Origin of the sequence: Streptomyces wuyuanensis, from assembly GCF_900103455.1 — a bacterium.
Lineage (GTDB): Bacteria > Actinomycetota > Actinomycetes > Streptomycetales > Streptomycetaceae > Streptomyces > Streptomyces wuyuanensis.
On sequence record NZ_FNHI01000008.1, the window covers coordinates 36,886 to 58,778 of the forward strand.

Annotated in this window: 24 protein-coding genes; 13 read left to right on the forward strand and 11 right to left on the reverse strand. The window is 73.1% G+C overall.

Annotated features, from left to right (window positions below; all coding sequences use genetic code 11):
• Position 1 precedes the first annotated feature (1 nt).
• On the reverse strand, positions 2 to 511 hold the full coding sequence (locus tag BLT82_RS13530; RefSeq protein WP_093654359.1) for a DinB family protein: 510 nt from the start codon (positions 509 to 511) through the stop codon (positions 2 to 4).
• Between the two features lie 85 nt (positions 512 to 596).
• The gene (locus tag BLT82_RS13535) at positions 597 to 1,202 is read right to left on the reverse strand and encodes a TetR/AcrR family transcriptional regulator (RefSeq protein WP_093654361.1); all 606 of its coding nucleotides are present in this window, start codon (positions 1,200 to 1,202) and stop codon (positions 597 to 599) included.
• Between the two features lie 75 nt (positions 1,203 to 1,277).
• Between BLT82_RS13535 and BLT82_RS13540 the strand changes: the two genes are divergently transcribed.
• Together BLT82_RS13540 and BLT82_RS13545 are read left to right on the forward strand one after the other, a co-directional pair.
• Positions 1,278 to 2,501, forward strand: a complete 1,224-nt coding sequence (locus BLT82_RS13540; RefSeq protein WP_093654363.1) for an FAD-dependent monooxygenase — start codon at positions 1,278 to 1,280, stop codon at positions 2,499 to 2,501.
• A 35-nt stretch (positions 2,502 to 2,536) separates the two neighbouring features.
• Positions 2,537 to 3,442: a Gfo/Idh/MocA family protein gene (locus tag BLT82_RS13545; RefSeq protein WP_093654365.1), complete on the forward strand. Its 906-nt coding sequence runs from the start codon at positions 2,537 to 2,539 to the stop codon at positions 3,440 to 3,442.
• Here BLT82_RS13545 and lnt read toward each other — a convergent pair.
• The 5 genes from lnt to BLT82_RS13575 all read right to left on the reverse strand — a co-directional run bounded on the left by lnt (position 3,366) and on the right by BLT82_RS13575 (position 9,581).
• Positions 3,366 to 4,973, reverse strand: a complete 1,608-nt coding sequence (lnt, locus tag BLT82_RS13550; RefSeq protein WP_093654367.1) for an apolipoprotein N-acyltransferase — start codon at positions 4,971 to 4,973, stop codon at positions 3,366 to 3,368. The two genes, BLT82_RS13545 and lnt, sit on opposite strands and share 77 nt — an antisense overlap.
• A 73-nt stretch (positions 4,974 to 5,046) precedes the next feature.
• The gene (locus BLT82_RS13555; RefSeq protein ID WP_208867885.1) at positions 5,047 to 5,505 is read right to left on the reverse strand and encodes a nuclear transport factor 2 family protein; all 459 of its coding nucleotides are present in this window, start codon (positions 5,503 to 5,505) and stop codon (positions 5,047 to 5,049) included.
• 49 nt (positions 5,506 to 5,554) lie between these two features.
• A complete protein-coding gene (locus BLT82_RS13560; protein WP_093654369.1) occupies positions 5,555 to 7,567 on the reverse strand; it encodes an APC family permease in 2,013 nt (670 codons plus the stop codon).
• A gap of 126 nt (positions 7,568 to 7,693) precedes the next feature.
• Positions 7,694 to 8,566 carry an undecaprenyl-diphosphate phosphatase gene (locus BLT82_RS13565; protein WP_093654371.1) on the reverse strand — a complete coding sequence of 291 codons (873 nt, stop codon included), beginning with the start codon at positions 8,564 to 8,566 and terminating at the stop codon, positions 7,694 to 7,696.
• A 307-nt stretch (positions 8,567 to 8,873) separates the two neighbouring features.
• The gene (locus BLT82_RS13575; RefSeq protein ID WP_093654375.1) at positions 8,874 to 9,581 is read right to left on the reverse strand and encodes a TVP38/TMEM64 family protein; all 708 of its coding nucleotides are present in this window, start codon (positions 9,579 to 9,581) and stop codon (positions 8,874 to 8,876) included.
• A 49-nt stretch (positions 9,582 to 9,630) separates the two neighbouring features.
• On the opposite strand from BLT82_RS13575, the gene BLT82_RS13580 reads away from it, so the two are divergent.
• From BLT82_RS13580 to BLT82_RS13600, 5 genes are all read left to right on the forward strand, one after another.
• A complete protein-coding gene (locus BLT82_RS13580; RefSeq protein ID WP_093654377.1) occupies positions 9,631 to 10,329 on the forward strand; it encodes a DNA alkylation repair protein in 699 nt (232 codons plus the stop codon).
• 86 nt (positions 10,330 to 10,415) lie between these two features.
• Complete coding sequence (locus BLT82_RS13585; RefSeq protein WP_093654379.1) at positions 10,416 to 10,598, forward strand: hypothetical protein; 183 nt, start codon at positions 10,416 to 10,418, stop codon at positions 10,596 to 10,598.
• A gap of 109 nt (positions 10,599 to 10,707) precedes the next feature.
• Positions 10,708 to 11,877 carry an elongation factor Tu gene (gene tuf / locus BLT82_RS13590; protein WP_093654381.1) on the forward strand — a complete coding sequence of 390 codons (1,170 nt, stop codon included), beginning with the start codon at positions 10,708 to 10,710 and terminating at the stop codon, positions 11,875 to 11,877.
• Between the two features lie 66 nt (positions 11,878 to 11,943).
• Positions 11,944 to 12,849: a patatin-like phospholipase family protein gene (locus BLT82_RS13595; RefSeq protein WP_093654383.1), complete on the forward strand. Its 906-nt coding sequence runs from the start codon at positions 11,944 to 11,946 to the stop codon at positions 12,847 to 12,849.
• 85 nt (positions 12,850 to 12,934) lie between these two features.
• Positions 12,935 to 13,780, forward strand: coding sequence for a spermidine synthase (locus tag BLT82_RS13600; protein WP_093654386.1), 846 nt, complete (start codon positions 12,935 to 12,937; stop codon positions 13,778 to 13,780).
• Between the two features lie 22 nt (positions 13,781 to 13,802).
• Here BLT82_RS13600 and BLT82_RS13605 read toward each other — a convergent pair whose 3' ends face one another.
• From BLT82_RS13605 to BLT82_RS13615, 3 genes are all read right to left on the reverse strand, one after another.
• Positions 13,803 to 14,306, reverse strand: a complete 504-nt coding sequence (locus BLT82_RS13605) for a nucleoside deaminase (protein WP_093654388.1) — start codon at positions 14,304 to 14,306, stop codon at positions 13,803 to 13,805.
• A 171-nt stretch (positions 14,307 to 14,477) separates the two neighbouring features.
• The gene (locus BLT82_RS13610) at positions 14,478 to 15,785 is read right to left on the reverse strand and encodes an MFS transporter (RefSeq protein WP_093654390.1); all 1,308 of its coding nucleotides are present in this window, start codon (positions 15,783 to 15,785) and stop codon (positions 14,478 to 14,480) included.
• A 43-nt stretch (positions 15,786 to 15,828) separates the two neighbouring features.
• A complete protein-coding gene (locus BLT82_RS13615; RefSeq protein ID WP_093654392.1) occupies positions 15,829 to 16,860 on the reverse strand; it encodes a DUF8017 domain-containing protein in 1,032 nt (343 codons plus the stop codon).
• Positions 16,861 to 16,954: 94 nt separating this feature from the next.
• On the opposite strand from BLT82_RS13615, the gene BLT82_RS13620 reads away from it, so the two are divergent.
• From BLT82_RS13620 to BLT82_RS13635, 5 genes are all read left to right on the forward strand, one after another.
• Complete coding sequence (locus tag BLT82_RS13620) at positions 16,955 to 17,410, forward strand: DUF4442 domain-containing protein (protein WP_208867886.1); 456 nt, start codon at positions 16,955 to 16,957, stop codon at positions 17,408 to 17,410.
• Between the two features lie 242 nt (positions 17,411 to 17,652).
• Positions 17,653 to 18,366, forward strand: a complete 714-nt coding sequence (locus BLT82_RS13625; RefSeq protein WP_093654396.1) for a DedA family protein — start codon at positions 17,653 to 17,655, stop codon at positions 18,364 to 18,366.
• A gap of 10 nt (positions 18,367 to 18,376) precedes the next feature.
• The gene (locus BLT82_RS13630) at positions 18,377 to 18,913 is read left to right on the forward strand and encodes a gamma carbonic anhydrase family protein (protein WP_093654398.1); all 537 of its coding nucleotides are present in this window, start codon (positions 18,377 to 18,379) and stop codon (positions 18,911 to 18,913) included.
• A 173-nt stretch (positions 18,914 to 19,086) separates the two neighbouring features.
• Positions 19,087 to 19,248, forward strand: a complete 162-nt coding sequence (locus BLT82_RS37130; RefSeq protein WP_167746005.1) for a hypothetical protein — start codon at positions 19,087 to 19,089, stop codon at positions 19,246 to 19,248.
• Between the two features lie 111 nt (positions 19,249 to 19,359).
• On the forward strand, positions 19,360 to 19,533 hold the full coding sequence (locus tag BLT82_RS13635) for a CsbD family protein (RefSeq protein ID WP_093654400.1): 174 nt from the start codon (positions 19,360 to 19,362) through the stop codon (positions 19,531 to 19,533).
• A gap of 110 nt (positions 19,534 to 19,643) precedes the next feature.
• Here the strand turns inward: BLT82_RS13635 and BLT82_RS13640 are convergent, their stop codons facing one another.
• The gene (locus BLT82_RS13640) at positions 19,644 to 20,861 is read right to left on the reverse strand and encodes an FUSC family protein (RefSeq protein ID WP_093654402.1); all 1,218 of its coding nucleotides are present in this window, start codon (positions 20,859 to 20,861) and stop codon (positions 19,644 to 19,646) included.
• Positions 20,862 to 21,022: 161 nt separating this feature from the next.
• On the opposite strand from BLT82_RS13640, the gene BLT82_RS13645 reads away from it, so the two are divergent.
• Entirely contained in the window at positions 21,023 to 21,844 is an 822-nt protein-coding gene (locus BLT82_RS13645) for an acyltransferase (RefSeq protein ID WP_244291954.1), read from the forward strand.
• The last annotated feature ends 49 nt before the right edge of the window (positions 21,845 to 21,893 follow it).

Genomic DNA, 21,893 nt, shown 5'->3' on the forward strand with positions numbered 1-21,893 from the left:
CTCAGGCCCCCGTGGCACCGTCGATCCGCTCCCTGAGGAGATCGGCGTGCCCGTTGTGCCGGGCGTACTCCTCGATCATGTGGACGTAGATCCAGCGGAGGCTGAACCGCTTCCCGTGGCGCTCCTCCTTGGAGAGATCGTCCAGGGACCGTGACGCGGCCAGTTCGCGGGCCCGCGCCGTCTCGGCACGCCACGCGGCCCCCGCGGCCTCGAAGGTGTCGTCCGGACCGACGTGGAACTCCCCGTCCGGGTCCTGCTCGCTGAAGTAGAGGGGTGGGGCGTCCTCGCCATCGAGGACCCTGCGGAACCAGATCCGCTCGACCTCCGCCATGTGCCGCACCAGTCCGAGCAGGCTCAGCCCCGACGGCGGCACCGAGGTCTCCCGCAGCTGCTCGTCGCCGAGCCCGGCACATTTCAGGGCGAGGGTCTCGCGGTGGAAGTCGAGCCAGCCCTCCAGCATCTCGCGTTCACCCGCGACGGCGGATACCTCGGTGCGCTCCGATGACGTCATGACCCGATCTTCGACGACGTCCGCCCCTCGCCGCAGGCGGATTCACGGAGAAGCGGCCGGGCCTCACGGCTCCGGGAGGCATTTCTCAGACGCGGCCCAGCATGCCGCCGATCAGTTCGGCGAACCCCTTCCTCAGCTCGTCCCTGCCCGGTACCGAGGCGTGGTATGAGCCGACGGCGCAGGAGAACATCAGCCCCTCACACCAGGCCACCAGCGACAGCGCGTGCCGCTCCGGCTCGGCCGACCCCGCTCCGGCCATCAGCGCCACCAGCGGTTCGCGGAACGCCGCCCCCGCCCGGTCGTAGAAGGCCCTCAGCTCAGGACGGCGCGTGGCCTCGAGCGCCAGCTCGTACCGGCAGACCAGCAGCCGGCGGTGATCCGTCAGATAGCGGTGGAGGGCGAGCGAGAGCGCGTCGAGCAGTACCTCAGTGCCGCCCTGCGGCGAAGGCATCTCGGCGGGTGTGAGCACCTGGGCCTCGCGCTCGGCCAGCCTGCGCACGGCGGTCTCGAGGAGCGCCTGCCGGGTGCGCGCGTGGTTGGAGGTCGACCCCTGGGGGAGCCCGGCGCGCTCGTCCACCGCCCGGTGGGTCAGTCCGCGCATCCCGCGCTCGGCCAGGAGGTCCAGTGCGGCGTCGGCGATCAGCTCGGCGCGCGGGGCGGACGGTCGGGAGGCGGCGGTGCGTGCGGTCATGGGGACAACCTATCTCGCTCACTACATCTGTAGTACGGTGCTGTGGTCACTACAGATGTAGTTGCAGGAGGAGTCATGAACCGGCCCACGAGCCGCCGACCGCCCCGCGCCGTCGTCGTCGGAGGCGGCATCGGCGGCCTGACCGCCGCCGTCGCGCTGCACCAGGCGGACTGGCACGTCACCGTGCTCGAACGCGCCGAAGCCCTCGCCCCCGTGGGCGCGGGCATCGGACTCGCCCCCAACTCCCAGCGCGCGCTGGACGTGATCGGCCTCGGCGACCGGGTGAGGGAACTCGCCGCCTGGCAGGGCGACGGTGGACTGCGCGACCCAGCCGGGCGCTGGCTGAACCGCACCGGCAGCGACGCCACGGCGAAGCGGTTCGGCGGCCCGCTGGTCCTGCTGCACCGGGCGACCCTCGTGGGCATCCTGACGTCGGCCCTGCCCGCCGGGACCGTACGGACCGGTGCTCCCGCGGAGCTCACGGACGCCGGGGACGACCGGCGCGCCGCCGTGGTGACCACACCGGACGGCCCCCTCCGGGCCGACCTCGTCGTGGCGGCCGACGGGATCGGATCTGCCGTGCGGCGGACCCTGTTCCCGGGCCACCCCGGACCCCGGTACTCCGGCTTCACCACCTGGCGCGTCGTCGTCCCGGCCCCCGAGCGCCCCTTCACCCCGCACGAGACATGGGGCCGCGGCGCCCTGTGGGGTACCCAGCCCCTCAAGGACGGGCGGGTGTACGCGTACGCCGCGGCCCTCGCCCCCGCCGGCGGCCGCGCCCCCGACGACGAGAAGGCAGAACTGCTGCGCCGCTTCGGCGACTGGCACGACCCCGTCCCGGATGTCATCGCGGCCGCCGGACCCGGCGGCGTACTCCGCCACGACGTCCACCACATGGCCGAGCCGCTGCCCGCGTATCACCGGGGCAGGGTGGCACTGCTCGGCGACGCGGCCCACGCCATGCAGCCCACCCTCGGACAGGGCGGCAACCAGGCGATCGAGGACGCGATCGTCCTCGCCCACCACGCCGGCCGCGGACAGGACGTCGTGGGGCGGCTCCCCGCGTACACGGAGGAACGGCTGCCGCGCACGATGGGCATCGTGCGCCAGGCCACCAGGACGGGCCGCCTGGCCATGCTCAGCGGTGCCGGCCCGGTCGCCGCGCGCAACGCGCTGATCCGTGCTGTCTCCCGCCTCGGACCCGGCATCGTCCTGCGCGGTTTCGACGGCATCGCCGACTGGCAGCCGCCCGGGCGGACGTATGCTGCCGGGGCGGAGCCGACGACGGCGCCGCGCTGACGGCAGGCAGGACAGGGCGGACTGGGGAGGTCCAGGTGAAGGTCGGCTGCATCGGGCTCGGGGACATCGCGCAGAAGGCGTATCTGCCGGTCCTCACCGCCCTGCCGGACGTCGAACTGCATCTGCAGACCCGGACGACGGCCACCCTCGACCGGGTGGCGGCGGCCCACCGCATCCCCGGCCGCCAGTGCCACACCGCCCTGGACTCCCTCCTCGGCGCCGGGCTCGACGCCGCCTTCGTCCACGCCCCGACGACGGTCCACCCGGCGATCGTCACCCGGCTGCTGGAGGCCGGAGTCCCCACGTACGTCGACAAGCCGCTCGCCTACGAACTCGACGACTCCCAGCGGCTGGTCGAGCTTTCCGAGCGGACGGGAACCAGCCTCACCGTCGGTTTCAACCGCCGCTTCGCCCCCGGGTACGCCCAGTGCCTGGAGCACCCGCGCGATCTGATCCTGATGCGCAAGAACCGGGTCGGCCTCCCCGAGGACCCCCGCACCCTCGTGCTCGACGACTTCATCCACGTGGTCGACACCCTGCGCTTCCTGCTGCCGGGGCCCGTCGAGCACACCGCCGTACGGGCCCGCGTGCGCGACGGCCTGATGCACCACGTGGTGCTCCAGCTCTCGGGCGACGGATTCACCGCCGTCGGCATGATGAACCGGATGAGCGGCTCCGCGGAGGAGATCCTCGAAGTCGCCGGACAGGACGCCAAGCGCGAGGTCCTCAACCTCGCCGAGGTCGTCGACCACAAGGGCCAGCCGACGGTGCGGCGCCGCGGCGACTGGGTGCCGGTCGCCCGGCAGCGCGGCATCGAGCAGGCCGTGCTGGCCTTCCTCGACGCCGTCCGTGCCGACAAGTTCCTCAGCGCCCAGGACGCACTGGCGACCCATGAGCTGTGTGAGCGGGTGGTGCGGGAGGCGCTGGAGCAGGCCTCCTGAGGGCACGCAGACCCTCTCCCGCGCAGAACGCCGCCAGCACCGCCAGCGCGCCGTACACCACCCAGTCCCCGAACCGGAGGTACGGCGTCGTGCCCCGGGCGAGCGGGACCTCGTAGACGACCGCGGTGCTCTCGTCCGTACCCAGCCGGGGGCCCAGCCGCTCCCCGTCCGGCCCGTACACCGCGCTCACTCCCGTCAGCGTCGCGTGCACCATCGGCCGGCCCGTCTCCGCCGCCCGCAGCGCCGCGAGTGAGGCGTGCTGCGCGGGCGCCCAGCTGTCCTGGAACGTGGAGGTGGCGGACTGCGCCACGAGGAGTTCGGCACCGCTCCTGGCGAGCCTCCGGCTCATGTCGGGGAACGCCGACTCGAAGCACACCAGCGGACCCACCCGCAGCCCCGCGCGGCCCTCGCCGCCCGGCAGCGTCATCACCACCTGACGGCCGCCCCGCATCCGGTCCTCGCCGGCGGCCTTGCCGACCGACGTGGCCCAGCCGAGGACGCTACGGAAGGGGACGTACTCGCCGAAGGGGACGAGCCGCATCTTGTCGTAGCGGTCACCGGTCGGCCCGCCGGGACCCACCAGCACACTGCTCTTGAAGATCCCGGGCCGGTCGGAGCGCCGGGCGTCCACGTTCACCAGCACGTCGGAGCCCACCTCGCGCGACAGCGCGGCGAGCCGGTCCGCGAGGTCGCGCCGCGCCGCGAGATCCGCGCCGACACTGCTCTCGCCCCACACCACGAGGTCCGGCCGCTGTCCCGCCAACCGCCGGGTCAACTCCTCACTGCGGGCGAACCGCCGCTCCGCGCCGCCCACGCCGTTGACGACCCCCGGCTGGACGACCGCCACACGGATCACCCCGCCGGTCCGTTCCGGCCGGGGCACCCACAGCCACACCGCGCCCGCCGCCACCGCGCACGCGCACACGGCCGCGACCGCGGGGATCCGCGCCGGCGGCACGGCCACCAGCACGGCCACCGCGGTGTTCACCGCCACCACCAGCAGCGTCACCAGCCACACCCCGCCCACCGAGGCGAGCCGCAGTGCGGGCGGGACCTGCCACTGGCTCGCCCCCAGCAGCCCCCACGGGCCGCCCAACCCCTCCCAGGACCTGACCAGTTCGATCGCCAGCCAGCCCGAGGGGACGACGACGACCGCCACCGCCGTCCGTCCGGCCGGCGGACGGCCGCCGAGCAGCATCCGGACCAGCAGGCCCCAGGGGGCCCACAGCAGGCCGAGCAGCGCGGCCAGGACGACGAGGAAGACGTGAAGGTTCGGCATCAGCCAGTGGTGCACGGCGATCACGAAGCCGGTGCCGCCGAGCCAGCCGTCCAGGGCGGCACGGCGGGCCGTGGGCGCCGTACGGGCGAGCAGCAGCCACGGTACGAGCGCGACGTACGCGAACCACCACAGCCCGGGGTCGGGGAACGCGAGCGCGGGCAGCGCGCCCGCCGCCACCGCGGCCGCGCCGCGCCACCACGGCGACGACAGCAGCCGCGTCGGCTGCTCCCGCCGGCCCACCGGAATCCGCATGCAGCGCCTCCACGAGAGCGGTGTCTGACTCCAGTGTGAAGGAGCCGCCCCGGGCCCGGACGGGCCACGTCGGTCATTCGGCCGCGCGGAGGAACGCGGCACGCCGCCACTTCTCGTGCACGGTGACCGAACTCAGCCGCCAGCCGTCGTCCCCGCGTGCCAGGCCGAACGTGTAGCGGCCGCCGGAAACGAAGTCGTCCCCCGACTCCAGCCGCATCGGATTGACGTAGTCCGCCCGCACGTCCGCCCGGTCCGCCGGGTTGCCGTCCACGTCCTGCAGCCGCACCCGCCGGTTCACGATCAGATGCTGGCGCACGGGGAACAGGCGCATCGTCTCCGCGAGCCAGCCCGCCACTTCGGCCGCGGGCCCCTCGATGCCTCCGGCCTCGCGGTAGTCGGCGCGCCCGTCCCGGGTGAACAGTGCCCGGTAGGCGGGCCAGTCGGCGTCGTCCACGGCCACCGCGTACCGGGAGACGACTTCGTCGATGGCCAGCCGGTCCATCACCGTCGCGAGATCCACGCGCTGCGTCATCGGCCAAGTGTCGGGCAGCGGGCGCGCCACGCCAAGAGGCCCGGCACGGTCAGGACCGGGGAGGGGGGACCGGTTCGCCGCGGCGCACGGCGCCCGGGGCGCGGGCGGCGGGATGGTCGGCGCGGGCGGCGGACTGCAGCTGCCAGGGGACGCTCGTCACCATCACTCCTGGTGTGAACAGCAGGCGGCTCTTCAGCCACAGCGCGGACTGGTTGTGCAGCACGTTCTCCCACCAGTGGCCCACGACGTACTCGGGGATGAACACGGCGACGACGTCCCTCGGGCTCTCGCGCCGGATCGAACGCACGTACAGCAGTGCGGGGCCGGTGATCTCCCGGTACGGCGAGTCCAGGACCTTCAGCGGTACGTCGATGCCGGCCGCCTCCCACTGCCGCTTGAGCTCCGCGGCGGCCTCGCGGTCGACGGCCACGGTCAGCGCCTCCAGCCGGTCGGGGCGGGTGGCCCGGGCGTAGGCGAGCGCCCGGAGCGTCGCCTTGTGCAGCCGGGAGACCAGGACCACGGTCAGGACCCGGGACGGCGGCGCGAGTTCCTTGCGCGGGTCGGTGACCGCCAGTTCGGCCGAGGTCGCGTCGTAGTGCCTGCGGATGCTCCGCATCGTCACCCACAGCACCGTGGCGGCGAGGACCGCCAGCCAGGCTCCCTGGGTGAACTTGGTGAGCAGCACGATCACCAGCACGAGCGCGGTGATGACCGCACCGGTCCCGTTGACGATCCGGGACGTGCGGTGGCGGCGGCGCCGCACGGGGTCCGTCTCCGTGCGCAGTTCGCGGCCCCAGTGCAGGACCATGCCCGTCTGGCAGAGCGTGAACGAGGTGAACACACCCAGGATGTAGAGGTGGATGAGGCTCGTGACGTTCGCCCGGTACGCCCACAGCAGCACGCCCGCGACGACCGCGAGGGCCAGGATGCCGTTGGAGAAGGCGAGCCGGTCACCCCGGTTGTGCAACTGGCGGGGCAGATAGCGGTGCTGCGCGAGGATCGAGGCCAGCAGCGGGAAGCCGTTGAAGGCGGTGTTCGCGGCGAGGATCAGGACGAGGGCGGTGGCGGCCTGGACGTAGAAGAAGCCGAAACTGCCCTCGCCGCCGAACACGGACGCCGCCAGCTGCGCGATGACGGTGCGCTGCGTGTAGTTCTCGCAGTCGGGCAGGCCCGTCAGCCGGCAGGGGTCGTCGGTGACGCGGACGTCGGCGACGATCGCGAGAGTCGTGACGCCGACGAACATCGTGACGGCGATGAACCCCATCACGGCCATGGTGGTGGCCGCGTTGCGCGACTTCGGCTTGCGGAAGGCGGGCACGCCGTTCGAGATCGCCTCCACGCCGGTCAGCGCCGTGCAGCCGCTGGAGAAGGCCCGCAGCACCAGCATCACGAGGGCGAGCCCGACGAGGTTCGCCTCCGCCGGGACGGGCGCGATCCCGTACTGCGCGGTCGCCGCCACAGGAGGATCGCCCAGGAGGTAGCGGAGCAGTCCCGTCCCGCACATGAGGAGCACCCCGGCGATGAACAGGTACGTCGGCGCCGCGAAGGCCCGGCCCGACTCGCGCACCCCGCGCAGGTTGATCGCGGTCAGCAGGGCGACGAAGACGAGCGCCAGCAGCACGCGGTACCCGGCCAGCGCCGGCACCGCCGAGATGATGTTGTCCACCCCCGAGGCCACGGACACGGCCACGGTCATCACGTAGTCGACCAGCAGCGCGGCGGCTACCACGAGACCGGCCGAGGGCCCGAGGTTGGTCGAGGCCACCTCGTAGGAGCCACCGCCGCTCGGGTAGGCGTGCACCACCTGGCGGTACGACAGCACGACGACGGTCATCAGGAACACGACCGCGGCCGCGATCCACGGTGTGAAGTGCAGATAGGCCAGCCCGCCCAGGGTGAGGACCAGCAGGATCTCCTGCGTCGCGTAGGCCACCGAGGACAGCGGGTCGGAGGCGAAGATCGGCAGCGCCAGCCGTTTGGGCAGCAGCGTCCCGCCGAGTTCGTCGCTCCGCAGCGCGCGGCCGAGGACCAGCCGTTTGAGGAACGCCGTCACGTTGAACACGGCGTGAGGTTATGGGGGGACCCGGTACGGCCCCGCCCCGCCGCGCCGTCGCGCAGTGGGGCGGGGGGCGTCATGGGCCGCCCGGGGGACCTCCGGGACGCGCGAGGCCGGCGCCGCGGCGGGAGGTCAGCCCGCGGACTCGCCCGCGTGGGGGCTGAGCACGTCGGTCCCCACCAGGATGAAGATCAGGATGCCGAGGATGATCCGGTAGACGACGAAGGGCATGAAGCTCTTGGTCGTGATGAACTTCATGAACCAGGCGATGACCGCGTAGCCGACGGCGAACGCGATGACGGTCGCGAAGACGGTCGGGCCCCAGGACACATGGCCCTCGCCCGCGTCCTTCAGCTCGAAGATGCCCGAGGCGAGGACGGCCGGGATCGCCAGCAGGAACGAGTAACGGGCCGCCGCCTCGCGGGTGTAGCCCATCAGGAGACCGCCGCTGATCGTGGCGCCGGAGCGGGAGACTCCGGGGATCAGGGCCATGGCCTGGCACACGCCGTAGATCAGCCCGTCCTTGACGGACAGGTCCCGCAGCGACTTCCGCTCCTTGACGACGCGGTGCTTGCCGCCCGTCTCGTCGCGGGCCGCCAGGCGGTCCGCGACACCGAGCACGATGCCCATGACGATCAGCATGGTCGCGGTCAGCCGCAGATCACGGAACGGCCCCTCGATCTGGTCCTTGAGGGTGACCCCGAGCACGCCGATCGGGATGGATCCGATGATCACCAGCCAGCCCATCTGGGCGTCGTGGTCCCGGCGCATCTCCTTGTCCGTCAACGAGCGGAACCAGGCGCCGACGATGCGGGCGATGTCCTTCCGGAAGTAGATGAGCACCGCCGTCTCGGTGCCGATCTGGGTGATCGCGGTGAACGCCGCACCCGGGTCGTGCCAGCCGGCGAAGGCGGCCGTCAGGCGCAGATGCGCGCTGGAGGAGATGGGGAGGAACTCCGTCAGCCCCTGGACGAGCCCGAGGATGAGTGATTCGAACCACGACATGAAAGCTAAGCCGTCCAAGTACTGGTCAGGTCGGAACGTACGGTACGGGCCGCGATCATGCGCCCATCGCGAGGCAGCGTAGCGCCCGAAGGTTTCGGGGTGTCGGGCGGGCTGCCCCGGTGGCTGCGCGCGGTCCCTGGGGAGGTTCGCGGCCCCCCGTCGGCCGGTCGGGCGGCGCCGCCGGGCCCTCCGCCGGGCCCTCCGCCGGTCCCGGCACCGGCCGGCCGGGTGGGTGCGCCCCCGGCGCCGGCTCGCGTCCGGGGCGGCCCCGGCACCGCGCGGCGCGCGGCCGGCCGCCTGTCCCCGGTCAGGAGTCGCGGGTCAGACGGTGGCGCTTGCGCCAGGCGACGATGGCGCCGGCCAGGGCGGACAGGACGATGAAGCCCATCGACGCCAGGAAGACGGGTGACGTGGGCGATGCCGCGGTGCTGCCGGCGATCACGTAGGCGGCGGTGTTCGGGACCGAGCCCAGGCCGGTGGCCAGCAGGAAGGGGAGGTAGCCCATGCGGGACACGGCGGCGCAGTAGTTGGCGGCGGCGAACGGGATGCCCGGGAACAGCCGCAGCGCGAGCATCGAGCGGAACCCGTGCCGGCTCAACTGCCCGTCGGCGGCCTTGAGCCAGCGCCCGCGCAGGAGCGGCCGCAGCGCCTCCTGGCCGAGGAACCGTCCCAGGGTGAAGGAGATGCCCGCGCCCAGCACCGTCCCGGCGATCGCCGCCGTCAGACCGGCCTGCGAACCGAAGAGCGCGCCCGCCGCCAGGTTCAGCAGGGGGCGCGGGACGAACGCTGCGGTGCACAGCCCGTACGCCACGGCGAAGAGCGCCGGCGCCGTCGGACCGCCGATCTGCGGTGGCCAGCCCGCCACCAGCAGTTGCTGAGGCTCGTACGCCACGACCGCCGACGCCGCGGCCGCCAGTACGGCGACCAGCAGGGCGAGACGGGACCAGGGGGAGAGAAGGACGCGGCCGAAGCGGAGAGCGGAGCCGTCGCGCGGCCCGGGGACTGGGTCGAGCATCAGGGGAGACTAACCGACCGCGCCGTGTGATCGCCGTAAGGTGTGGCACATGACGCCCCCGGTGCCGAGCAGCGACCTCGCCGACACGGTGCTCGATCGGCTCACCGCGATCTACCCGGCGGCCGCCGACCCGGTGCGGGCCCGCGAGGCCGCCGCGTACATGAAGGACGTCGCGCCCTTCCTCGGGATCCGGACCCCGGAGCGCCGCGCACTGTCCCGCGCCGTCCTCGACGGCACGCCCCGCCCGGCCGAGGCCGACTGCACGGCGATCGCCCTGCGCTGCTGGCGGCTGCCCGAGCGGGAGTACCACTACTTCGCGGCCGACTACCTGCGACGTCACGTCGGACGCTGCTCGTCCGCGTTCGTGCCGGTGGCGCGCCATCTCATCACCACGGTCTCTTGGTGGGACACCGTGGACACCCTCGCCGCGCACGTCGTGGGCGCACTCGTCGCGGCCGATCCCGGGCTGGTCCGGGTGATGGACCGCTGGATCGAGGACGACGACCTCTGGGTCGCCCGGACGGCCCTGCTCCACCAGCTGCGCCACAAGGAGGCCACGGACGCGGAACGTCTCTTCCGCTACTGCCTGCGCCAGTCCGGTCATCCGGACTTCTTCGTCCGCAAGGCCATCGGCTGGAGCCTGCGCGAGTACGCCAAGACGGATCCGGACGCGGTGCGCGGCTTCGTCCACTCCGCCCGCGACCGGCTCGCGCCGCTGTCGGTGCGGGAAGCACTGAAGAACCTCTGACCTCCGGCGGGCGCCGACCGGTCCGCCGCCTCCCCTCCGCCGAAAACCATTCGACGGACGCCGGCGCCGTCGGCGATCATCGACCCATGTTCCGGCAGACCTTCCTCGCAGCGCCGTCCGCAGTCGCGGACGCGCCGAAGGCTGCCCGCTTCCCCGCCTTCACGGCCTTCTCCGCCGGCCTCGACGGCGCGACTGACCCGGTTGCCGCCGTCGCGGCCGCCGGCGTCACGGCCGCTGCCGCGGCGCCGGTCGACGGCGCCCGAAGCTGACTCTCCCCGGATCGTCCGGCGGACCCCGCAGGGGGAGGGTCGGTACGGCCCAGGGGTCCCCCTCCGCGAGGAGTTCATCTTTCGAGTTCCGGGAAGGAACTGCGACAGCATGCCCAAGACGGCATACGTGCGGACCAAGCCGCACCTCAACATCGGCACCATGGGCCACGTCGACCACGGCAAGACCACCCTGACCGCGGCCATCACCAAGGTCCTCAGCGAGCGCGGCAGCGGCACCTTCGTGCCGTTCGACAGGATCGACCGCGCCCCCGAGGAGGCCGCCCGCGGCATCACCATCAACATCGCGCACGTCGAGTACGAGACCGACACCCGGCACTACGCCCACGTCGACATGCCCGGGCACGCCGACTACGTCAAGAACATGGTCACCGGTGCCGCCCAGCTCGACGGCGCGATCCTCGTGGTCTCCGCGCTGGACGGGATCATGCCGCAGACCGCGGAGCACGTCCTGCTGGCCCGTCAGGTCGGCGTCGACCACATCGTCGTCGCCCTCAACAAGGCCGACGCGGGCGACCCCGAGCTGACCGACCTCGTCGAGCTGGAGGTGCGCGAGCTGCTCACCGCGCACGGATACGGCGGCGACTCGGTGCCGGTCGTGCGGGTCTCCGGTCTCGGGGCCCTGGAGGGGGACCCGCGGTGGACGGCCGCCGTGGAGGCGCTGCTCGACGCCGTCGACACCTATGTGCCGATGCCGGTCCGCTACACCGACGCACCGTTCCTCCTTCCGGTGGAGAACGTCCTCACCATCACCGGCCGGGGCACGGTCGTCACCGGGGCGGTCGAGCGGGGCACCGTGCGCGTGGGCGACCAGGTCGAGGTGCTCGGGGCCGGCACGACCACGGTCGTCACCGGACTGGAGACCTTCGGCAAGCCCATGGACACGGCGGAGGCCGGGGACAACGTGGCCCTGCTGCTGCGGGGCGTTCCGCGCGACGCGGTCCGCCGCGGCCATGTGGTCGCCGCGCCCGGCAGCGTGACGCCGAGCCGCCGGTTCACCGCGCAGGTGTACGTGTTGTCCGGCCGTGAGGGAGGACGCACGACTCCGATCGCCACCGGATACCGGCCGCAGTTCTACATCCGGACGGCGGACGTCGTCGGGGACGTCGACCTCGGCGAGGCGCCGGTCGCCCGGCCCGGCGAGACGGTCGTCATGACCGTCGAGCTGGGCCGCGACGTGCCGCTGGAGCCCGGGCTGGGCTTCGCGATCCGCGAGGGCGGCCGGACCGTGGGCGCGGGCACCGTCACCGGCCTCGTCTGACGCAGGGGCATCCGCCGTCCGCGCGAGCGGGCGGCGGATCGGCCCCCTACACGTCACACTGCGTCCATGGCGGACACGGATCACCAGGGCGCTGAGGCGGGAACGGACGGGACCGGGCCGGCGCGGCGGGGAACCACCGCGCTGGTGCTCGGCGGCGGCGGGCTCGCCGGCATCGGCTGGGAGGTCGGGGTCCTGCACGGGCTCGCCGAGGCCGGGGTGGATGTCTCCGCGGCCGATCTGATCGTCGGCACCTCGGCGGGATCCGTGGTCGGTGCCCAGCTCTCCTCCGGCCTGCTCACTCTTCCGGAGCTGTACGAGCGTCAGCTCGCGGACCCGGACGGGGAGGTTCCCGCGGGGATGGGGCCCACCGTGCTCGCCCGCTACGTCTGGGGGGTGCTGCGCTCGCGCGACGCCGAGGCGTACGGCGCGCGCATGGGACGGCTCGCGCTGTCCGCGCGCACCGAGCCGGAGGAGGCCCGGCGCGCGATCTTCGCCGCACGGCTCCTCACCCACGAGTGGCCGTCGGCACGCCACCTCGTCGTCACCGCCGTGGACGCGGTCACCGGGCAGTTCCGCGCGTTCGACCGGGACAGCGGGGTGGGGCTCCTCGACGCCGTCGGCGCCAGCTGCGCCGTGCCCGGGGTCTGGCCGCCCGTCACCATCGGCGGGCGGCGTTTCATCGACGGCGGAGTGCGCTCGTCCACGAACGCGGATCTCGCGGCCGGGTACGCGACCGTCGTCATCGTCGCCCCCATCTCGGTCGGCGGCGGCCCGGTGCCGTCGGCGCGCGCCCAGGCGTCCGGGCTCGCCGCCGCCGGGGCCCGCGTCGTACTGATCACCCCGGACCGCGCGGCCCGGAGGGCGTTCGGGCGCAACGTCCTCGACCCCGCGCGCCGGGCGCCCGCCGCCCGCGCAGGGCGCGCCCAGGCAGTCGCCCACGCGGACGCGGTCCGGGCGGTCCTGCCGGTCTGAGCCGCCGGCCACGCCGTGGAGCCCCGGGCTCCCGGTCCGGGGCCCTCGGCATTCGCGCAGACGCCCGCGGGCGGACAATGGGCGAGTGGACGACCCCATTCCCGTCGAGCGTGCCGTGGACAACGGCACCGCCAAGCTCCTGCCCGACCTCGACCGGCCCAGGGCCTGGCTGCTCACCGTGGAGGGAGCGCCGCAGTCGTACGTCGACCTGGACGATCCCACGCATCTGGAGTTCGAGTACGCACGGCGGCTCGCACACGTCGTCGACGCGACGTCGGAGGAGAGCACACCTCTCGACATCCTGCATCTCGGCGGCGGCGCCCTCACCCTGCCCCGGTACGTCGCCGCCACCCGCCCCGGCTCACGGCAGGACGTGGTGGAGGCGGACCGCGGGCTGCTCGCACTGGTCGCCGAGCGACTGCCGCTGCCGCCCGGCTCGGGGATATCCGTGCACGCGGCGGACGCGCGCGCGTGGCTGGAGCGGGCGCCAGAGGACTCGGCCGATGTGCTGATCGCCGACGTGTTCGGAGGTTCGCGGGTGCCCGCGCACCTCACGTCCGGGGAGTACGCCAGGGCCGCGGACCGCGCCCTCCGCCCCGGCGGCGTCTACGCGGCGAACCTCGCCGACAGCGCCCCGTTCGACTTCCTCCGCTCCCAACTGGCCACTTTCGCGGCCGTGTTCCCGGAACTTGCGCTGGTCGCCGAGCCGGGGGTGCTGCGGGGGCGCCGCTTCGGCAACGCGGTCCTGCTGGCCTCGCACACCGCCATCGGCGTCACCGGCCTCGCGCGCCGTACGGCGTCGGACGTCTTCCCGGCCCGTGTGGAGTACGGCGACGGCCTGCGGCGCTTCATCGGCGACGCCAGGCCCGTGCGCGACGAGGACGCGACCGGATCCCCCGAGCCGCCACAGGGGTCGTTCGGCATCGGCTGACCGGTCCGGCAGTGGGCCGGGGTCAGCCGCCGGACCCGCGGCGGTGGGAGCGGCGGTGGAGTTCCCGGACCTCCTCGGCCAGACCGGGTACCGGCCCCTCCACCGCGAGACCGGGGACCACGTCACGCACCGGCAGCGCGCGCACGGGAGCGGCCGGCAGGCCCAGTTCCACCAGCCAGGCGGTCGTCTGCTCGGCCGAACTCACGTACACGATGCGGCCCAGGCCGACCCACCCGTGCGCGGCCGCGCACATGGGGCAGTGCTCGCCCGAGGTGAAGACCGTGGCCGCGGCCCGGTCCTGCTCGGTCAGGTTCTCGGCCGCCCACCGGGCCAGCGTGAACTCCGGGTGACGCGTCGCGTCGCCGGCCGTGGCGACGCGGTTGCGGTCCTCGGCGAGCACCCTGCCGTCCGCCCCGACCAGCACGGAGCCGTACGGCTCGTCACCCGCGTCCACGGCCTCGGCCGCGAGCTCGACACAGCGGCGCAGATGGCGCAGCTCGGCCTCGGTACGGTCCTCGTGTGTCACGATGCTCCGTTCATCTGGTGTGTGCACGGGCCGGGGCGGACCGGTTCCGTCTGCCGGCCGGCCCCGGTGCACCCTACGCAGCGCGGCTTCCCGGGCCGGACGCCACACCGGATGTGAGCGTGGGCCCCTCCCGCCGAAGCGGTGCGCCGCCCGGGGGAGAGGCGGCACGGGTCAGAGCGTCTCCCGCGTGTGGAGCTCGGTCGCCGTGCCGGCGGCCGGCGCCGGGGCGGAGCCGTGGCCGGCGACGTGCTTCGTACGGCGCGTCAGATTCCGTACGTCCGGGACCAGCAGCACCAGCGCCGTCACGATGACGATCAGTGCCGAGCAGCCCCAGAGCGCGGTCTCCCGGCCGAAGACGCTCTCCGCCGGACCGGCCAGTGCCGTGGAGAGCGGCAGCATCGCGGTCGATCCGAACCAGTCGTACGCCGAGACCCGGGACAGCTTCTCCTCCGGGATCTCCTGGTGCAGCGTGGTCATCCAGGCGACGCCGAACACCTCGATCGCGACGCCGCTGACGAACATGACCACGATCAGCGCGCCGATCTGCACCGGCACGGCCAGCGCCGCCGACGGAAGCGCCAGCGGGAGCACACAGAGCGTGCCGACGAGCAGCATCCGCCGGGGCTTCCAGCGCATCATCAGCAGCGCTCCGCCCAGCGTGCCCGCGCCGAACGCCGCGAGCGCGAGGCCCCACGGGCGCGCGCCGCCCAGCGACTCCTCGGCGACCAGCGGCCCGTACACCGCGTCCGCGGCACCGACGACCGCGACGACGACCGAGAACTGCGCCACGATCGACCACAGCCAGGGGCGGCTCGTGACTTCCTTCCACCCGTCGCGCAGATCGGCGAGCAGCCCTCCACCAGGGCCCCGCGCCGGGATGTGACCGACGTCGAGGAACGCGCGGAGCGCACCGGCCACCGCGAACGCGGCGGCGTCGATGGCCAGCACCCAGCCCGGGCCCACGGCGGCGATCATCGCGCCGCCGAGCGCCGCGCCGCCGATGCCCGCACCGTGCATCGCCATCCGGAACAGCGCGAACGCGCGGCTCGCGTGCTCGCCGTCGACGGTGGACATCAGCATGCCCTCGGCGGCGGGATTGAAGAACGCCTGCCCGGTGCCGCAGAGCGCGGTGAGGAGCATCATCTGCCACAACTGCGGGTCACCGGCCAGCACCAGCACGGCGAAGGTCGCCTGCGACACGCAGTTGAGGGCGTTGGCCGCCACCATGACACGGTGCCGCGGCAGCCGGTCGGCGATCGCGCCGCCGATGAGCAGGAACAGCACGAGCGGGAGGGTGCGGGCCGCCGCGACCAGCCCCACGTCGCCGCCGTCGCCGCCGGACTCCAGCACCGCGAACGCCGCCGCGATCAGCGCGCCGTGCGTGCCCAGGTTGGTGACGATCGCGGCGGCGGTCAGCAGTGAATAGTTGCGGCCGGCCCATTCGGGACGGCGGCGGAGGAGCGGCGTACGAGAAGTCACCCCGGGACTATCGCCGCCGCCGCCCCCACTTGCCAAACCGGTTTCAGGACGACGGGATCTCCGCGAGCCGCACGGTCCCCAGGATCTGCTGGATCGTCGCGTCCGGGATCTCGCCGGTGACGCCCTTGTTGGCGTAGAGCACCCAGGAGGCGAAGTCATTCTTGGCGTTCTTGAAGGAGAAGGCGATGGCCTTGCCGTCGCTGTCGCACTTGTTCTCCTTCTTCACCCCGATCGCGGTCGCCGTCGCGACATGTCCGCTGAGCCCCGACTTGGTGGTGTACGGCTGCGCCTTGGTGACCTTGACGGTGCCCTTGGGCTCGGTCTGGGCGTAGGCGGCCCAGACCCAATTGCCGGCCTCGTTGTACGCGGCCTCGGCGGTGTTCTTGGCGCCCTGGCCGCCCTTGGTGCCCGTCGCGCCCAGCCCGGAGTCCTCCGCCTTGCCGTCGAGGTCGGAGTCGACCGAGCACCACTTGCTCTTGAAGTACGCCGGCGCGGTCATCACGACGACGGGCGAACCGTCGCCCTTCTTCTCGTCCTCGAAGCCGGTGGCGACGCCCGTGCCGGCGATCTCCCATCCCTCCGGCACGTCGAACTGCGTGCCGTGCTTGGGGTTGGTGACGACCTTCCAGCCCGGGATCGTCGGCTTGGCGCCGCCGGACCCGTCGCGCGGGTTGTCGGTCGGGGAGGGGGCCTCGGTGGGCTGCGACGACGACGCCGCGGGCTTCTTGCCGTCCGCGACGTCCGAGCCCTTGTCGTCGTCCTGCAGGACCAGGACACCGGTGATCACGGCCGCGGCGACCACGGCCGTGGCGGCGACGACCGCGACGACGACCGTCTTCTTCCTGTCCTGGGACGGGCCGGGGCCACCGGACTGCGGCGGTCCGGGGACGCTGTACTGCGGCACGGTCGGCTGCTGGTACGGGTTGGGCTGCTGGTACCCCTGCTGCGGGTAGCCGGGCTGCTGCGGGTACCCCGGCTGCTGGTAGGGGTTCGGCTGCTGGTACCCCGGCTGCGTGTACGGGTTCTGGTCCTGCGGGTTCTGCTCGCCCCCGGGCGGCTGCTGTCCTGGCCACATGGCGAGTAACCATAGAGGTGCGGCGTGTGCGCCGGCACGTCCGCCCCCGTGAGGGGATGGCGAAGTTCTGCTACTCGTGGGTAACATCCGGTCCATGAGTGCAGACCAGATGTCCGTCGGCGAGCTGCTCGCCGCCACGGTCCCCATGGCCAGGACCCTGAACCTGGAGTTCCTGGAGACTTCGGCCGAGCGTGCCGTGGTCCGGTTGCCGGACCAGCCCGACTACCACAACCACGTCGGCGGGCCGCACGCCGGAGCGATGTTCACGCTCGCCGAGTCCGCCAGCGGTGCGATCGTGCTCGCCGCCTTCGGCGAGCAGCTGTCCCGGGCCGTGCCGCTCGCGGTGAAGGCCGAGATCGCCTACAAGAAGCTCGCCAAGGGCGTCGTCACCGCCACCGCGACCCTCGGGCGCCCCGCGGCGGAGGTCGTCGCGGAACTGGACGCCGGCGGGCGCCCCGAGTTCCCGGTGACCGTCGCGATCACCCGTGACGCGGACGGCGCGGTGACCGGAGAGATGACGGTCGTCTGGACGCTGCGCCCGAACGGCTGACCCTCCCGGGGCGCGGCCTCGCGCAGACCGCCGCCGGGGTGCCCGGCGGCCGCGCGCGAGCGCCGGATTCCGCAGCGTCCCCGCGCCGGCGGCCGGACGCGGGGACGCCCGTCCGTCCGGGTAGGCTGCCCGGCGTGCGCCGCAGGGAGCGCACGCCGGGCAGCCCGAGCCCGATTCCACACGGGCACGGGCGGAGCCCCACGACCACGAGCGGGCGCCCGGGACAACGGGAGGATCCTGCGTTGCACGTCCAGGAGTGGCTCGAGACCGTGCCGGCCGTGGCCGTCTACGTCCTGGTGGGCGTGGTCATCGGACTCGAGAGTCTCGGGATCCCGCTGCCGGGCGAGATCGTCCTCGTCAGCTCGGCCCTCCTCGCCTCGCAGCACGGCGACATCGACCCCTGGGTCCTCGGCATCTGCGCCACCGCCGGCGCGATCGTCGGCGACTCGATCGGCTACGCCATCGGCCGCAGGGGCGGACGGCCCCTGCTGGCCTGGTGCGGCGGCAAGTTCCCCAAGCACTTCAGCGAGGCCAACATCGCGCTGGCGGAGCGCTCGTTCCAGAAGTGGGGCATGTGGGCGGTCTTCTTCGGCCGGTTCGTCGCCCTGCTGCGGATCTTCGCCGGCCCCCTCGCCGGCGTGCTGCGCATGCCGTACTGGAAGTTCCTCGTCGCCAACGTCTTCGGCGGCATCCTGTGGGCGGGCGGCACGACGGCGGTCGTGTACTCGGTCGGCATCGTCGCCGAGGCATGGCTGAAGCGCTTCTCCTGGCTGGGGCTCGTGGTGGCCGTGGCCTTCGGACTGACCTCGATGCTCGTGCTGAGGAACCGGGCGAAGAAGGCGGCCGCCCGTGCGGAGGCCGCCGGAGCCGCCGGCGCGACGACCGCCCCGGCGGACGGTCCGGCCGTGGCATCGCCTACGGTGCGGGTGGGAGCGGCCCAGAAGCAGCGGGTGTGAGGAGCAGACGATGGTGCAGCGCGAAGGGGCACTGATCTCGGCGGTCGGCGGCAAGGAGCCGCGGATCTCCCCGGAGGCGTTCACCGCGCCCACGTCCGTCGTGATCGGTGACGTCACCATGGCGGCGGGCGCGAGCGTGTGGTACCACACCGTGCTGCGCGCCGACTGCGGCCCGATCGTCCTCGGCGCCGACAGCAACATCCAGGACAACTGCACCGTCCACGTCGACCCCGGCTTCCCCGTGACCGTCGGCGAACGCGTCTCCGTGGGCCACAACGCCGTCCTCCACGGCTGCACCGTCGAGGACGACGTCCTCGTCGGCATGGGGGCGACCGTCCTCAACGGCGCCCACATCGGCGCAGGGTCCCTCGTCGCGGCACAGGCACTCGTTCCGCAGGGCATGCGGGTCCCGCCGGGCTCCCTCGTCGCGGGTGTCCCGGCCAGGGTCAGGCGCGAGCTGACGGACGAGGAGCGCGAGGGCGTCAAGCTGAACGCCGCGATGTACCTGGAGCTGGTGAAGGGCCACCGGGCGGCGCTCGACGGCTGACGCGCGGGGCGTCGGATCCTTCGACCGCTCAGCGGACCCGCACCGGCGCCGGTGCCGGGTGTTCCCCGCCTGCGGGCGGGTACGCGCACCGGCGGAAGACCCGGAAGACCCCGGCAGCTTTCGTAAGACCCGGAAGCCCCCGGGGACCTGCGAACGACCCGGAAGGCGCAGTCATGACCACCCCGAAGGAACCGCCCCCGGACGGGCCCGAACCGGTGCCCAGCGGTCCCGACCCCGTACCGCGCGATCCCCAGCCGGCCCAGCCCTCACCGGACCCCGCCCCTCCCGCCGACCCCGAGCCGGGCAGCCGCCCGACGCCCGAGCCGCCGGACTGAAGTCCGGTCCACCCGTCTGCCCGCGTGCTCCCCGTCACCGATTGCGGACCCTGAGTGAGCGGCGCAAGGTGGACGTGCCAGTCCACCCCCCACGCTGAAGGGACAACCGACATGGGCAAGGCAAAGGCCAAGGCGAAGCAGGCCAAGGGCAAGATGAAGGAAACCGCCGGCAAGGCCATGGGCGACCGCGAGATGCAGGTCGAGGGCCGTGGCGAGCAGATGGCGGGCAAGGCCCAGGAGGCCGCGCACGACGCCGGTGAGCGGATGGGGAAGTCCGGCCGCTGAGCCGAGCCGACGCCGCTCATGCCCGGGGCGGCCGCACCGCACTCCGTGCCGGTGCGGCCGCCCCGGTGCGTCCGCGGGGCCTCGGCGCGGCGGCGCCCCCGCTCCCTGCCTCAGTCCCCGTTCCGTCCCACGCTTCGGCGGATGCGGACCTTCACGTCGTCGAGCCACTTGCGGCTCGACAGGCGCTCGCGGGCGTGGCGGTCGAGTTCCTCGATCAGACGTTCGGAGCGCTTCTCGACGTCCAGTTCGTCGAGGATCCGGTCCGCCTCCGCGAGCAGCGCCCCGTGCAACTGCCAGTTCCGCTGGTCCTTGCGGAGGTCTTCGAGCATCATCGCGGCGACCCGGTCCCGGCAGGCACGGCCCTGGGCGAGCTCCTCCGAGAGCCGGGTCTCGGCGTCCGCGCCGGTGACCGACATCTGGGTGGTGATCAGTGAGGTGAAGGCCCCGATGGCATCGGACAGATGACCGAACAGATCCTGGAGCCCCGTGGTCACGGCCGGCGGGAAGATGGTCCCGTCCGGCTGGGTCTTCGCCAGGTCGGTGAGCGTACGGCAGGACACGCGGAGGATCACCGCGCAGATCTCCAGCGCGTCCAGCCCGGTTCGGAGGACGACCCGCGAGAGCACCGGCTCCTTGACCCGCGGGTTGAGCCTCAGGCTGTCCTCCGCCTGCCGCAGCGCGGCGTCCACCTGCACGATGTCGTGGTCGAGGCGGCGTGCCTCGTGCAGTCTGGCCGCCGCCTGTGCCACCGGTGTGTGCTCGCCCAGTTCCTCGGCGATGTGCACCAGCAGCCCGCGCATCCGCCCCGACAGGTCGGTGATCGCCGCGCTGGCATCGCTCACCCAGACGGGCGGCACGAAGAGCACGTTGAAGAGCAGGCCCACCACGGCGCCGATCAAGGTCTCCAGTACCCGGTCCCAGCCCGTCTCGGTCACCTGCGTCACGCCGAGGACGAGCATGGCGCTGATCGCCACTTCGGGCACGAACTCGCCGACCTTCACGAACCGCCCGATCACGAGCGAGGCGAGGATCACCAGCCCCAGACTCCACCAGCTCAGCCCCACCAGGGCGCTGAAGCCGATCGCGATCAGCACGCCCGCCACGACCGAGTTCACCCTCCGGATGCCGGTGGTGAGCGTCGAGTAGAGGGTCACCTGGACGACGAGGAGCGCTGTGAGCGGCGCGGTCAGGGGCAGGGCCTCGCCGCTCAGCTGGAGGGCGATGACGTAGGAGACGACCGCGGCGGCGGTGGATCGCACCGTCTGGACGACCGCAGGTTCCCGATGACGCCGTACCAGATCACGGAGCGGTTCGCTGGTCGCTGCCACCCTTTTCCTTTCCCCTCGTCCCTCGGCGCGGACAGGCATGTCCTCCCACCCCAGACTGCCGTCTGCGTCGTTCCTCGCAATTCCGCGCTCCGCACGGCGTGGGGCGAAGATCACAGCGCACGTCCCGCGTTGCCCCCGCCATGGCCCACTAACGTGTTCTGGTGCCGAAAAACCGAAACACGTTCTCCTCGCCTGCTGTGTGGTGGCGGTGCCTGCTCTCGCGGGCCGTGCACTCCGGCTGGCGCTGGGCACGGGAAGCGGGCGCGGTGACGGCGGAGCGGCCCGGCCCGCTGCGTTTCCGCAGGATCGGCACCGGGACCCGGCTGGCGTTCCCGCAGGGAACGGTGTTCGGAGAGGCGTGGATCGAGCTCGGCGAACACTGCATCATCGCGGAGCAGGTGACGCTGACCGCGGGCATGATGCCCGGCCTCGACCTCGGGTCCGACCCGATCCTCACCCTCGGCAACGGCGTGGTGCTCGGCCGCGGCAGCCACGTCATCGCCGACTCGACGGTGACCATCGGCTCCGACACCTACTGCGGCCCGTACGTCTACATCACCTCGACCAACCACAGTTACGACGACCCGCACACCCCGGTCGGCAAGCAGTGGCCGCGCGCCGAGCCCGTGGAGATCGGGCCGGGCTGCTGGCTGGGCACGGGTGCGGTGATCCTGCCCGGCGCCCGTCTCGGCCGCAACGTCGTCGTCGCGGCCGGGGCCGTCGTCCGCGGCGAGGTGCCCGACCACGCGGTGGTCGCCGGGGCGCCCGCCAAGGTGGTTCGCAGCTGGGACCCGGTCGAGGGCTGGCAGCCGCCGCTCAGGACGCCCGCGCCCCTGCCGATCCCGGAGGGGGTGACACCGGAGCAGCTGGTTGCGCTCGCCGAGCTCGAGGAGGCCGAAGGGGCGCGTGGGCGTCGAAAGGGAGAGCGCGCGGAGGACCCGAGGTACGAGGGGCCGAGCACGTCGACCGTCGATGCGCGCTGAGGCGCCCCGGAGGCGAGCGAGCCCGGGAAAGCCGAACCGTCCCTCGCCG